Origin of the sequence: Kitasatospora sp. NBC_01266 (assembly GCF_036242395.1) — a bacterium.
In the GTDB taxonomy this organism is placed as follows: Bacteria; Actinomycetota; Actinomycetes; order Streptomycetales; family Streptomycetaceae; genus Kitasatospora.
Genome location: NZ_CP108458.1, coordinates 3732370 through 3745445, shown reverse-complemented (window position 1 = coordinate 3745445; position 13076 = coordinate 3732370). Strand labels below are relative to the sequence as shown.

Below are 13076 nucleotides of genomic sequence, written 5' to 3'. Positions count from 1 at the left end.
CGTGCTCGTGAAGCGCCCGGTCACAGCAGTCGCAGCCGGTCGCCGACCCGCAGCAGTCCCGGCCCGCTCACCGTCGCGAGCGCGTCCAGCCGGTTGGCGTGCGCCCGCGCCAGCACCCGCAGGATCTCGGGGGCGTGCGGCAGCCCCGGCTGGGCCGCGGTGGCCATCACGCAGCGCTCGCTGGACCGGATGAAGGCCAGCCGGGCGCCGGACTTCAGCTCGCCCTCCCGGCCGAACCAGTCGTCCTCGACGAACGGCCGGGTGCCCGGCGGGGTGCGGAGCAGGATGTTGGGGCGGAACCGCCGCTCGTCGACCAGCACGGTCGGGACGGCCTCGCGGACCCAGTCCAGGGTGGCGGTGGTCAGCAGGCTGACCGGGAGCTGGTCGAAGTGCGAGACGGTGTCCTCGCGGGCCAGCGTGACGTCGTCGCGCTGCAGGTAGGCGCGCAGGAAGGCGACGGGGTCGGCGACGGCCCGGCCGAGCGGGTCGAGCAGTTCGGGGCCGTCCAGCAGGTTCCCGAGCCGCGAGCCGAGCCGCAGCAGCCCGTCCATCCGCCGGAACCGCCTGGTGTTCTTGCCCGAGCCGAGCTTCCCCTCCCCGTCCCGGACGGCGTAGAGCCGGTCCCCGGCCAGGCCGCGATCGTCGACGGGGACCTGGGTCAGGCGCTCCCCGGCGGTGGACTTCACGGGGTAGCGCCAGAGTCGCTCGACCACACCGACGATCTCTGCCATGGCCGGTCAGCCTATCGGGGGCAACCGGGATGGTCTAGACCAAGGCAGGGTGGCCGACCGGGCCCGCCCGACCGCCGCCGGCCCTGTCACGAGCCGTGTCACGAGCGCTGCCCGCAAGCCCTGCTGCGGGCCCTATCGCCGGTTCGGGCGCCGGCCGGAGCGCTGCTTGCGGTAGGCGAGCACCCGGTCCCGCTCGGCTGCGTAGTCGGGGTTGGGCGACAGCACGGTGTGCGCGGGGGCGGGCAGCGGGAAGCTGCGGCCGCTGGTCAGCTCGACCCGCAGCAGCTGGGTGCCGCCCCGCACCTCCTCGCGGATCTCCTTGACCTGCTTCCACTCGACCGACTGCCGCGGGCCCAGCGGGCGGCGGATCTCGATGCCGGTGCCGCTCAGCGTGGTGCGACCGCGCGCGGCGCCCAGGGCGAGCGGCACCAGGACCACGACGGCGCCGATCCCGGTGGTCGCGGCGTTGTGCGTGACCAGGACGGTGATGCCGCAGACCACGGCCAGCAGCAGGACCAGGCGGGCCAGGTAGTTCGAGAGCTGGCGTCTCGACGGGCTGAAGGTCAGATTTTCCACCTGCGGACAGTACCTTCCCGCTACCCCACCCGCGCCACCGCGCGCACCGGCGCCCCGTCGGCCGCCGCCAGCCGCAGCGGGAAGAGGCTCACGCTGATCGGCTTCTCCCGGGCCTGCGCCTCCAGCAGCGCGGTCAGGTCGGTCAGGTTCTCCGCGATCACGCCCCCGCCCTCGGCGCCGAGCAGGATCCGGTGCGCGGCCAGCTCCGGCGCCGCGGCCGCCGGCTCGCCGTCGTGCTCGTCGCTCAGACCGGCCAGCAGCGCCGCCACCGCCGGGTCCCCCGGCCCCGGGTCCGGGGTGGGGTCCACGCTCAGCGCGTCCACCCCGACGGTGCGCACCCCGGCGGCGACGATCGCGGTGGCCGCCGCCGGCGTCAGGTAGGGGTGCGCCAGGTACCGCTCGGTGCCCCAGAACCGGGGCCAGCCGGTGGCCAGCAGCAGCACCGCGCCCGGGGTCAGCCGGGCCAGCGCGGGGGCCAGCTGGTCGGGCGTCACCGGGCTGCGGGCGGGCAGCGCGCGCAGGTCGGCGACCACGGCGGGGCCGGTGAACCGCTCCAGCGGCAGCCCGTCCAGGGTCGGCCAGGTGACGTCCACGTGGTAAGGCGCGTCCAGGTGGGTGCCCGACTGCGAGCCCAGGTGCACCGAGAGGACGTTCACCCCGGCGGTGTCGGTGGTCAGCGCGGGGCGCAGCGCCACCTCGGGGTCGCCGGGGTAGACGGGCATGCCGGTGGTGACCTGGTGGGTGAGGTCGATCAGGGTCGGCGCCATGCCGACCATCCTCCCGCGTCGCACGCCCTAGGGTGCGAGGTATGCGCAACGAACAACAGCCGACGGTACGGCGGCCCTGGGTGGTCGGGGTGACGGGCGCCTCGGGCACCCCGTACGCGGCCTCGGTGATCCGCGCCCTGCTGGCCGCCGGCGAGGCGGTCGACCTGGTGGTCAGCCGGGCGGCCCGGCTGACCATCCTGGACGAGACCGGGATCTCCTTCCGGGACGCGCAGTGGCGCACCGACCTGGCCGCCTGGCTGGGGACGGCGGACGGCCTGGCGGAGGTCCGGTACTGGACGGCGGGCGACTTCGCGGCCGGCCCCTCCAGCGGCTCCTACCCGGCCAAGGGGATGCTGGTGGTCCCGGCCACCACCGGGGCGGTGGCCGGGATCGCGCTCGGCCTGAGCAAGGACCTGATCCAGCGCGCCGCCGCCGTCACCCTCAAGGAGCGCCGCCCGCTGGTGGTCTGCGTCCGCGAGACACCGCTCGAGGGGGTGACGCTGCGTCATCTGGTGGAGCTGGACGCGGCCGGCGCCGTGGTGCTGCCCGCCTCGCCCGGTTTCTACGCGGGCGGCTCCACCGCGCAGGAGTTGGTGGACTTCGTCGCCGGCCGGGTGCTGGACGCCGTCGGGGTGCCGCACGGGCTCTATCGCCGCTGGGCGGGCGAGCTGGGCGCGGCCCGTGCCGCCGAGGGGGCGTAAGAAGGGCCGCCCCGGGAGAGTATGTTCTCTGCGATATCTGGCAGCCGACATCTGACGTCTGCGATTTCCGGGTTGCGCGGCATGCGTGACCTTGGAACTGCGGATAATGCTCTCGAGGTCTGGCTCGGTTCGGAAGGACGCGGACGGTACATGGACACGGTGGACAGGCAGCTCATCCAGGCGCTTCGGGAGAACGGCCGCGCCTCCTACGCGGAACTGGGCCGGCTGGTGGGCCTGTCGGGTCCGAGCGTCACGGACCGGATCAACCGGCTGGAACAGGCCGGGGTGATCACCGGCTACCGGGCCACCGTCAACCCGGCCTCGCTCGGCTTCGGGGTCACCGCGCTGATCGGCCTTCAGCTCACCGACGCGGCCGACCACGAGGACGTGGCACACCGGTTGAAGGACCTCGGCGAGGTCGAGGACTGCTGGTTCATCGCGGGTGACGACTCGTACATGCTCAAGGTCCGGGTCTCCGACGTGGAGGGCCTGGAGTCGGTGGTGAAGCGGCTGTCGGGGACCAAGGGCGTGGCCCGGACCCGGACCACGGTCGTGCTCTCCACCAAGTGGGAGAACCGGGTCAGCGATCTGCCGCTGCCGAGCGAATGAGTCGCGACGCGGCCCAGCAACGGATCACCGAGCGACCGTCGAACACCGTGGGGGAGTAGGACATGCCACTGGTCGGACTGGACGAGCTGCGCGCCGCCCAACGCCGGATAGCCGGGGTGGCGGTGCGGACGCCGCTGCTGCCGGCTCCCTGGGCCGAGGACGGCAACCGCCGGCTCTGGCTCAAGCCGGAGAACCTCCAGCCGACCGGCGCCTTCAAGATCCGCGGCGCCCACAACCGGCTGGCCCAGCTGAGCGCCGAGGAGCGGGCCCGCGGCGTGGTCGCCCAGTCCAGCGGCAACCACGCCCAGGCGGTCGCCTACGCGGCCCGCCAACTGGGCATCAGGGCCGTGATCGTGATGCCGGACACCTCGCCCGCGATGAAGGTGGCCGCCACCCGCTCCTACGGCGCCGAGGTGCTGCTGGTGCCGGCCGACCAGCGCGACACCCGCCCGGCCGAGCTGGCGCAGCGGCACGGCTACGTCTGGGTGCCGCCGTACGACGATCCGTCCGTCATCGCCGGGCAGGGCACGGTGGGTCTGGAGATCGGCGAGGACGCCCCGGACGAGCTGGACACCGTGCTGGTGCCGGTCAGCGGCGGCGGGCTGATCAGCGGCACCGCGGCGGCGATCAAGCTGACCACTCCGGGCGTGCGGGTGATCGGCGTCGAGCCCGAACTGGCCGCCGACGCGCGGGACAGCCTGCACTCCGGCGAACTGCGCCCGTGGTCGGTGGCCGAGCGGTACCGGACCATCGCGGACGGCCTGCGCAGCCCGGTCGGGGTGCTGAACTTCGAGCACCTGCAGGCCTACGTGGACGACATCGTGACGGTCAGCGAGGCGGAGATCCGCGACACCGTGGCGGTGCTGGCCCGGCGCGGCCGGCTGGTCGCCGAACCCTCGGGCGCGGTGGCCACCGCGGCGTACCTGCACCGCGCCGGTGAGCTGCGCGGCCGGGTCTTCGCAGCGGTGCTGAGCGGCGGCAACCTGGAACCGAAGCTGCTGTCCGAGCTGCTGACGTCTTAGGACCGACCGGCAGATGATGGGCGGCGTCGCGACGCCCGGACTCTCTCCCCCGGCCTTCGGCCGGGAGGTACCCCCATCGTCGGAGCCGCCCAGACTCGGCCCGGACGCCGCTCCTGCACCCACCCATCATCTGCCGGTCGGTCCTAGGGCGTAGTCTCGGTTCCGGCGCGAAACGGCCATTGGATCGAAGACGTAGGAGGCGGTTCACCGCATGGACGCAGGGCTGAAGCGGGAGCTGGAGGCGAAGGTCTACGCGGGTGAGCGGCTCACCCGCGAGGACGGCATCGCGCTCTACGAGAGCGACGACCTGGCCTGGCTGGGCGGCCTGGCGCACCACGTGCGGACGAAGAAGAACGGCGACGTCGTCCACTTCAACGTGAACCGCCACCTGAACATGACCAACGTCTGCGCCGCCTCCTGCGCCTACTGCTCGTTCCAGCGCAAGCCGGGCGAGAAGGACGCGTACACCATGCGGATCGAGGAGGCGGTGCGGCTCGCGAAGGCGATGGAGTCGGACTCGCTCACCGAGCTGCACATCGTCAACGGCCTGCACCCGACGCTGCCCTGGCGCTACTACCCGCGCTCGCTGCGCGAGCTGAAGGCCGCGCTGCCGAACGTCTCGCTGAAGGCCTTCACCGCCACCGAGATCCACTGGTTCGAGAAGATCAGCGGGCTCAGTGCCTCGGAGATCCTGGACGAGCTGATCGACGCCGGCCTGGAGTCGCTCACCGGCGGCGGCGCGGAGATCTTCGACTGGGAGGTCCGCCAGCACATCGTCGACCACGAGACCCACTGGGAGGACTGGTCGCGGATCCACCGCCTGGCGCACGAGAAGGGCCTGAAGACCCCGTGCACCATGCTGTACGGGCACATCGAGGAGCCCCGGCACCGGGTCGACCACGTGCTGCGGCTGCGTGAGCTGCAGGACGAGACCGGCGGCTTCCAGGTCTTCATCCCGCTGCGCTACCAGCACGACTTCCACGACTCCAAGGACGGCGTGGTCCGCAACCGGCTGATGGCCCGCACCGAGATGGCCACCGGCGCCGAGGCGCTGAAGACCTTCGCGGTCTCCCGGCTGCTCTTCGACAACGTCCCGCACGTCAAGGTCTTCTGGGTGATGCACGGCGTCACCACCGCCCAGCTGGCGCTCAGCCACGGCGCGGACGACATGGACGGCTCGGTGGTCGAGTACAAGATCACCCACGACGCGGACAACTTCGGCACCCCGAACAAGCTCGGCCGCGAGGACCTGCTCGACCTGATCCGGGACGCCGGTTTCCGGCCGGTCGAGCGCAACACCCGCTACGAGGTCATCCGCGAGTACGACGGCCCGGACCTGCTGCGCCGGGAGACCCCGCAGGCGATGCGGCTCTGACCGCCGCCGGTCGTCCACACCCCTCCCACCAGCCCCGGATCCTCTTCATACCGATTTAGGGTGGCCCGGGTTCACCCTCCGTGGCGGTCTTTGGCAGGATCGACCGCATGTCCGGATCCCATCGGGCCGCCGTCCGAAAGCAACCGACGCGGCCGTCCGCCGCGCAGCCGACCGGCGGACGGGCCGCCCCGGGTTCCCGGGCGCAGGCCCGTCGGGGCCGCCGGCGCAGGCAGCGCCGGCGCCGCCAGGCGGTCACCGCGGGCGCGGCGCTGCTGCTGGTCGCGGCGGTCGGCTGGCTCGGCCTCGGGCCCGGTGGCACGTTCGCCGCGCACCGCGGCACCGGCACGGCGCTGAGCCAGGACATCGTCCCGCTGCCCGCCGGTGTGGCCACGCCGTCCGGTACGGCCGCGCCGGGCGCGGCCGCCGGGCACACCGATGCGCCCAGCGCCGACCGCTCGGACCGGGCGGACGGCAGCTACCCCGCGATACCGGGGCTCGGCACCGGCTTCGCCGCCCGGATACCGGCCGACGCCGACCAGGTGGTGCTGGCCAGCGGCGCCGCCAAGGACTCCGCCAACGCCACCGTCACCCTGTGGAGCCGCACCGCCGACGGCCGCTGGCGGCCGGGCGCCAGTTGGACCGGGCACAACGGGAACGCGGGCTGGACCACCGACCACACCTCCGGGGACCTGCGCAGCCCGATCGGCGTCTTCACGCTCAGCGACGCGGGCGGCCTCAAGCCGGACCCGGGCAGCAAGCTGCCCTACCACCAGGACAGCGGTTTCACGGCGAGCGGTACCGGCTTCAACGGTGAGCCGCTGGCCGGCTCCTTCGACTACGTGGTGGCGATCGACTACAACCGGGTGGTCGGCAGCTCGCCGCTGGACCCCCGCGAGCCGCTCGGCGAGGCCAAGGGCGGCGGCATCTGGCTGCACGTCGACCACGGCGGGCCGACCCACGCCTGCGTCTCGGTCCCCGAGGACGACATGGCCACCCTGATCCGCACCCTGGACCCGGCCGCCCATCCGGTGATCGTGATGGGCGACGCGGCCTCGCTGGCCACCTGAGGGCGGGCCCGGAGAACCGGTCCCGAGGACCGGCCGAGCATCGCCCGAACGAACATTCGTCAACCTGAGATTTCTCTTCATGTCACCAAATGGCGCCCGATCCCCGTTGTGCCGCAAGGGCTGTTGTTCGCCTCCTACAGCTTCGGAGGCCGGATCCTGTTATCGGCCGTGAGCAGTTGACGCGCCGGTAACCGGGTTGAGTGGCAACATGACCGGTTCCCGCATTGTGGCGCTCGGCCACTACCAGCCCACCAGGGTCCTCACCAACGACGACCTGAGCGCGCTGGTCGACACGGACGACGAGTGGATCCGCAGCCGGGTGGGCATCCGGCAGCGGCACATCGCCGAGGACGAGACGCTCGTCGACCTCGCCACCGAGGCGGCGCAGAAGGCGCTGGCCAACAGCGGCCTGGCGCCCCAGGACATCGACCTCGTGGTGGTGGCCACCTGTACGGCGATCGAGCGCAGCCCCAACACCGCCTGCGCGGTCGCGGCCCGGCTCGGCATCCCCAGCCCCGCCGCCTACGACATCAACACCGTCTGCTCCGGCTTCTCCTACGCGCTGGCCACCGCCGACCACGCGATCCGGGCCGGCGCGGCGAGCCGGGCGCTGGTGATCGGCGCCGAGCGGATGTCGGACACCATCGACTGGACCGACCGCTCCACCTGCGTGATCTTCGCCGACGGTGCCGGGGCGGCCGTGGTCGAGGCCCAGCCGGCCGATGCCGAGCCCGGCATCGGCCCGGTGGTCTGGGGCTCGGAACCGGAGAAGACCGACGCGGTGACCATCACCGGCTGGAAGCCGGTGATCAGCCAGCAGGGCCAGGCGGTCTTCCGCTGGGCCACCACGCAGATCGCCCCGCTGGCCCGGCAGACCTGCGAGCGGGCCGGGATCGACCCGAGCGAGCTCAAGGGCTTCGTCGCCCATCAGGCGAACCTGCGGATCATCGACGCGATCGCCGGCAAGCTCGGTGCGACCGGCGCCGTCATCGCCCGCGACGTGGTCGACTCCGGCAACACCTCGGCGGCCTCGATCCCGCTCGCGCTCAGCAAGCTGGTCGAGCGCGGCGAGCTCTCCAGCGGCGATCCGGTGCTGCTCTTCGGCTTCGGCGGCGGGCTGGCCTACGCCGGCCAGGTGGTCCGCTGCCCCTGAGCGGCCTGGACATGACGGTGGGCGGGATCCCGATCGGGATCCCGCCCACCGTCATGTTGCCGGCCAGCGCGCTGCGGTACGTCGGCGAACCTCCCCCGAGGACACGGCCGCCGCCCGACGTCCACCGGACAGGAGGCCGGGGCCACGCGCGAGCACACGATATGGAGACTTGGGTGGAAGGACGGTCTACCTGGGCGGTTTCTTGCCGGTGACGCCCAGGTACACCAGGGGGGCGAGGGTGGGCTTCAGATCCTTGACCTTGACCCCCCAGGAGGTGAAGGCCTTCTGATGCTCCGCTGCCGAGGCGAGCAGCGAGATCAGCGAGCCGGCCACCGCGGCGGCGTCCTGCGCCTTGTCGGCCTGGCCCTTGGCCTGAAGGTCCTTGACGGCATCCGCGAGCGGCTTGGCCACCGAGTTGAGGACAGTCATGCGGATCTTGAAGAACCGCTTGTCCCCTTCTGCGGCACCCAGCGTGACCACGCGCAGAATGGCGTCGTTCTTGCGCCAGAAGGCGAGGAATCCGTCCACCAGTTCTTCGGACGTGGTGGCGCCGGACTTTCCTGCCCAGGACTTTCCGTCGATCAGCTCTTTGAGCTCGACGGAGTCCTTGGCCATTTCCTCGGCGATCTCGAGGACAGCGCCCTCGACATCCGGGAAGTACTGGTAGAAGGTCGCGGGGGAGGTACCCGCCATACGGGCGACGTCGATGACCTTGACGTCCCGGTACGGCGACGTGCTGAGCATCTCGCGGAGGCAGTCGAGCAGCTTCTGCCGCGTCTCCTGTCCGCGTCGCCCGGCGACGCGACCGTCGACGGTGCGAACTTGTCCTGTCATGCCGTCAGCTTACCGCGCACCGATCATGGCGCGATTCGGTGATGCGACTATTAGTCCGCACGGGCGGGTATTGAGGGCCGGGATAGCGATATTCGGAGCCCCCCCGTGTGCTGATGACGGCACAGAGTGACGGCCAGTGGGCTGAAGGCCTCTCGGGTCGCTCTGCGTAGCCTTGCGCATGAATGCGGTGACTTCCGAGTCGGCGTCAGAACTGCTGGCCGAGCGCGGATTCGACGGGCCGTCGGGCTCGGCGGGGGCCGGGGCGGCCGGAAGCCGCCGGTGCGGCGCGACACGGGCGCCGGGCTCAGGTGGGGGGAGATTGGCTCAGGGGGCGGGCGCATTGGAGAATCAACTCCGGCCCGCGAACGGGTGGGCGTGCGGACGGGGAGGTGGCAGCCGAGTGGACCAGCTGACGGCGCAGGATCCGAGACGGATCGGGCCCTTCGAGGTGCTCGGACGGCTCGGCGCCGGTGGGATGGGGCTGGTGTACCTGGCACGGTCGACCTCCGGCCGGCGGGTGGCGATCAAGACGGTGCGCGGCGAACTCGCCGAGGACGAGCTGTTCCGGGTGCGCTTCGCCCGGGAGATCGCGGCGGCCAAGACGGTCGGTGGTTTCTACACCGCGGCGGTGGTCGACGCCGACGCGGACGCCCGGGTGCCGTGGCTGGCCACCGCGTACGTGCCGGCGCCCTCGCTGGAGGACCTGGTCGACGAGTGCGGGCCGCTGCCGGTGGACGCGGTGCGCTGGCTGATCGCCGGGATCGCCGAGGCGCTGCAGTCCATCCATGCCGCCGGGCTGGTGCACCGTGACCTGAAGCCGTCCAACGTCCTGGTGGTCGAGGACGGCCCGCGGGTGATCGACTTCGGGATCGCCGCCGGGGTCTCGCACACCCGGCTCACCATGACCAACGTGGCGGTGGGCACGCCCGCCTACATGTCGCCGGAGCAGGCCAAGGACAGCCGCAGCGTCACCGGGGCGAGCGACGTCTTCTCGCTCGGTTCGCTGCTGGTCTTCTGCGCCACCGGGCACGCCCCCTACTCGGGCGGCAATCCGGTGGAGACGGTCTTCAAGCTGCTGCGCGAGCAGCCGGACCTGTCCGGGCTGCCGGTGGAGCTGGTCGACCTGGTGCGGGCCTGCATGCGGCCGGCGCCGGAGCACCGGCCGACCCCCGCGCAGATCCAGGCGGAGCTGGCGCCGCACCTCTTCTCCCGGGACGACGCGGGGGAGGAGGGCGGGGACTGGCTGCCGCCGAACGCGCTGGAGCTGATCGAGCGCAAGCGGGGCCGGCGCAACCTGCCCGGGTCCCGGACCGCGGCACCGGCGCAGCCGCCCGTCGCGCCGGTGGTCCCGCCGGTGCCGGTGGGACCGCCGCAGCCCGCGCCCTACCTGGCGGCCCGCCAAGGCGGTCCCGCCGTACCCGAGGGGCACTGGGGCCCGCCGCCCGCGCCGCCGCTGCCGCCCACCAGCGGGCCGAGCCGGCCCGACGCGGTGGACCCGCGCACCGGCGCGCTCGGCCCGCTGGGGCAGGCGGCGGTCGCGCAGGCCGCCGGCCGGTCGGCGGTCGGTCAGCTCCCCGCCACGACCGGGGGGCAGGCCGAGGCGAGCACCGCCAAGCTGGGTCCGGCCCGCCGGCACCGGCGCGAGCCGGCCCAGGAGATCCAGCTGTCCGGCGCCTCGGTGCGGATAGGGCCGGGGCCGCAGGCGCACGGCACCGAGCAGGAGCGGCCGGCCACCGGGCCCACGCCCGCCGAGACCGAGTGGGTGCGCCGCTCGGGCCAGACCACCGCACCGGTGGCGGGGCCGACCGTCTCGCCCGCCTCGCCCGTCTCGCCCGCCGAGCAGGGCCGGTGGCGGCCGTGGCGGTTCCGGATGTCCAACGACGTGTGGGGCACGCCGGTGGTCGCCGAGGGCACCCTGTTCATCTCCAGCTTCGAGGTGCACGCCCTGGACATCGCCTCGGGCCGGCGCCGCTACAAGACCCGTGACGTGGCCTGGGCGGTCGCGGTGGACGCGGGCCGGCTGCACGCCGCCGACGGTCCGCACCTCTACACCGTGGACGTGGCCGACGGCACCGAGCGCTGGCGCACCTCGCTGGACGGCTGGGTCTACTCGCTGGACGCCGCGGACGGGGTGCTCTGCTGCGGGCTGCGCGGCGGCGGGGTGCAGGTGCGCTCGAGTGCCAACGGCGCGGAGCTGTGGCGGGCCGAGGACGCCCAGCAGGACTACGAGAACCCGCAGTCCGGGCCGGCCCTGCTGGCCGGCTCCGTCTACTACTACGGCGGCGGGCGGCTGCGCTGCGTGGACGCCCGGGGCGGGCTGCCGCGCTGGGCCTTCCCGGTCGGCGAGGACGTGCCGTCCCGGCCCGCGGTGCGCGGCGGGACGGTCTACGTGACGGCCGGCACCTCGGTGTACGCGCTGGACGCGGCCAGCGGGGCGCAGCGCTGGCGGTTCGAGGCGCCGGTGGTGCTCTTCACCCCGCCGACCCTGGACGATTCGGCCACCCCGGCCGTCTACGTGGCCGACTACCTGGGCACCCTCTACGCGCTGGACGGCGCGAGCGGCCGGGTGCGCTGGCAGGGCCGCACCGCGAGCCGGCAGGGCGCCGAGCCGGTGGTGCTGGCCGGGCGCAGCGCGCTGATCGCCAGCGGGGACACGCTCTTCGCCTTCGACACCGCGAGCGGCCAGGAGCTGTGGCGGTACGCGGCGCGCGGCGAGATCGTCGGCGCCCCGGCGGCGGCCGACGGGCTGGTCCACCTGGGCAGCCGGGACCACTCGCTGCACACCCTGGAGCTGGCCAGTGGGCGGCTGCGCTGGGAGCTGGGCACCAAGGGCGAGCTGACGGGCTCTCCGGTGGCGGCGGGCGGCCGGGTCTTCGTGAGCAGCAAGGACCGCTGCGTCTACGCGCTGGACGCGGTCTTCGGGACGGCGGTGCCCGAGCAGCGGTAGCCGGGGTGGTCCGGTGGCCCGGCGGGCGCCGGGCCACCGGGCCCTGGGCGCGGCGCGCCGGTGACGGTGATTCGGACATAGCGGTGGAATGCTGACAAGCCCGGCGAAAGCCGGTCAGCAGCCCCGCATGCACGGAACCGGAGGACGCCCAGGTGCACCCCATGAAGGATCACACCCGCCCGAGCCCGTCCGGCCCGCGACCCACCGGGCCCAAGGCCGTGGCCGCCCGGCTGGCCGGGCCGGGAGCGGTGGTGCTCGGTGCCGCACTGGCGCTCGGCGGCTGCACCAGCAGCGGCACGAAGTCCTCCTCGGCCACCGCCGCGAGCACCGGCAGCCCGACCGCGGCGCCCTCGGTGACCAACCAGCTGCAGGACGAGTACCAGCAGGTGATCTCGAACGTGCTGCCCTCGGTGGTGCAGATCACCACGGCCTCCGGGCTGGGCTCGGGGATCGTCTACGACGACAAGGGCGACATCGTCACCAACGCCCACGTGGTGGGCACCGCGACCAGCTTCCAGGTGAGCCTGGCCAACAGCACCAACCAGATGAACGCCACCCTGGTCGGCAGCTACCCCGACGACGACCTCGCGGTGATCAAGCTCAGCAGCCCGCCCAGCGGCCTGAAGCCGGTGGTCTTCGGGGACAGCGGGAAGGTGGAGGTCGGGCAGATCACGCTGGCGATGGGCAGCCCGCTGGGGCTCTCCAGCAGCGTGACCCAGGGCATCGTCTCGGCCACCGGGCGGACCGTCACCGAGCCCCAGGGCGGCGGTTCGCCGGGCGCGACCATCGCCAACATGGTGCAGACCTCGGCCGCGATCAACCCCGGCAACAGCGGTGGCGCGCTGGTCAACCTCTCCAGCCAGGTGATCGGCATCAACACGCTGGCCGCCGTCGACCCCGAGCTGAACGGCAGCGCCGCCACCGGGATCGGCTTCGCCATCCCGAGCGCCACCATCACCAACATCGCCGACCAGCTGATCGCCAGTGGCAAGGTCACCAACTCGGGCAAGGCCGCGCTCGGCGTCACGGTGCGCCCCTACTTCAGCAGCGACTACCAGCCGGCCGGTGTGGTCATCGTCAGCACGACCTCCGGCGGTCCGGCGGCCTCGGCCGGGCTGCAGGCGGGCGATGTGATCACCCAGGTCGGCAGCACCCAGATCACCACGGTCAACTCGCTGACCACGGCGCTCGCCTCGCTCTCACCGGGCAACAAGGTCACCGTGACCTACACCCGCGCCGGGGCGACCAAGACGGCCGACGTGACGCTGGGGACGCTCGGCTCCTGACCGGGCGG

General features: G+C 73.1%; 12 protein-coding genes. 8 read left to right on the top strand and 4 right to left on the bottom strand.

Features of this window, described 5'->3' with window-relative positions:
• Positions 1 to 20: 20 nt before the first annotated feature.
• The 3 genes from OG403_RS16160 to OG403_RS16150 all read right to left on the bottom strand — a co-directional run bounded on the left by OG403_RS16160 (position 21) and on the right by OG403_RS16150 (position 2074).
• The gene (locus tag OG403_RS16160) at positions 21 to 731 is read right to left on the bottom strand and encodes an MOSC domain-containing protein (protein ID WP_329564939.1); all 711 of its coding nucleotides are present in this window, start codon (positions 729 to 731) and stop codon (positions 21 to 23) included.
• 132 nt (positions 732 to 863) lie between these two features.
• A complete protein-coding gene (locus OG403_RS16155; protein ID WP_329564938.1) occupies positions 864 to 1307 on the bottom strand; it encodes a PH domain-containing protein in 444 nt (147 codons plus the stop codon).
• Positions 1308 to 1327: 20 nt separating this feature from the next.
• Positions 1328 to 2074, bottom strand: a complete 747-nt coding sequence (locus OG403_RS16150; RefSeq protein ID WP_329564937.1) for a cyclase family protein — start codon at positions 2072 to 2074, stop codon at positions 1328 to 1330.
• Positions 2075 to 2115: 41 nt separating this feature from the next.
• Between OG403_RS16150 and OG403_RS16145 the strand changes: the two genes are divergently transcribed.
• The 6 genes from OG403_RS16145 (at position 2116) to OG403_RS16120 (ending at position 8001) form a co-directional block, all read left to right on the top strand.
• Positions 2116 to 2775, top strand: a complete 660-nt coding sequence (locus OG403_RS16145) for a UbiX family flavin prenyltransferase (protein WP_329564936.1) — start codon at positions 2116 to 2118, stop codon at positions 2773 to 2775.
• Between the two features lie 150 nt (positions 2776 to 2925).
• Positions 2926 to 3384, top strand: coding sequence for an Lrp/AsnC family transcriptional regulator (locus OG403_RS16140; protein ID WP_329564935.1), 459 nt, complete (start codon positions 2926 to 2928; stop codon positions 3382 to 3384).
• Between the two features lie 62 nt (positions 3385 to 3446).
• Complete coding sequence (locus OG403_RS16135; RefSeq protein ID WP_329564934.1) at positions 3447 to 4406, top strand: threonine ammonia-lyase; 960 nt, start codon at positions 3447 to 3449, stop codon at positions 4404 to 4406.
• Positions 4407 to 4617: 211 nt separating this feature from the next.
• Positions 4618 to 5781, top strand: coding sequence for an aminofutalosine synthase MqnE (gene mqnE, locus OG403_RS16130; protein WP_329564933.1), 1164 nt, complete (start codon positions 4618 to 4620; stop codon positions 5779 to 5781).
• 107 nt (positions 5782 to 5888) lie between these two features.
• Positions 5889 to 6848: a L,D-transpeptidase family protein gene (locus tag OG403_RS16125; protein WP_329564932.1), complete on the top strand. Its 960-nt coding sequence runs from the start codon at positions 5889 to 5891 to the stop codon at positions 6846 to 6848.
• Positions 6849 to 7056: 208 nt separating this feature from the next.
• Positions 7057 to 8001, top strand: coding sequence for a beta-ketoacyl-ACP synthase III (locus OG403_RS16120; protein ID WP_329564931.1), 945 nt, complete (start codon positions 7057 to 7059; stop codon positions 7999 to 8001).
• Between the two features lie 186 nt (positions 8002 to 8187).
• On the opposite strand, the gene OG403_RS16115 is transcribed toward OG403_RS16120, so the two are convergent.
• Entirely contained in the window at positions 8188 to 8835 is a 648-nt protein-coding gene (locus tag OG403_RS16115) for a TetR family transcriptional regulator (protein WP_184937043.1), read from the bottom strand.
• Between the two features lie 400 nt (positions 8836 to 9235).
• On the opposite strand from OG403_RS16115, the gene OG403_RS16110 reads away from it, so the two are divergent.
• Positions 9236 to 11782: a serine/threonine-protein kinase gene (locus OG403_RS16110; RefSeq protein ID WP_329564930.1), complete on the top strand. Its 2547-nt coding sequence runs from the start codon at positions 9236 to 9238 to the stop codon at positions 11780 to 11782.
• 161 nt (positions 11783 to 11943) lie between these two features.
• Positions 11944 to 13068, top strand: coding sequence for a S1C family serine protease (locus tag OG403_RS16105; protein ID WP_329564929.1), 1125 nt, complete (start codon positions 11944 to 11946; stop codon positions 13066 to 13068).
• Positions 13069 to 13076: the final 8 nt, after the last annotated feature.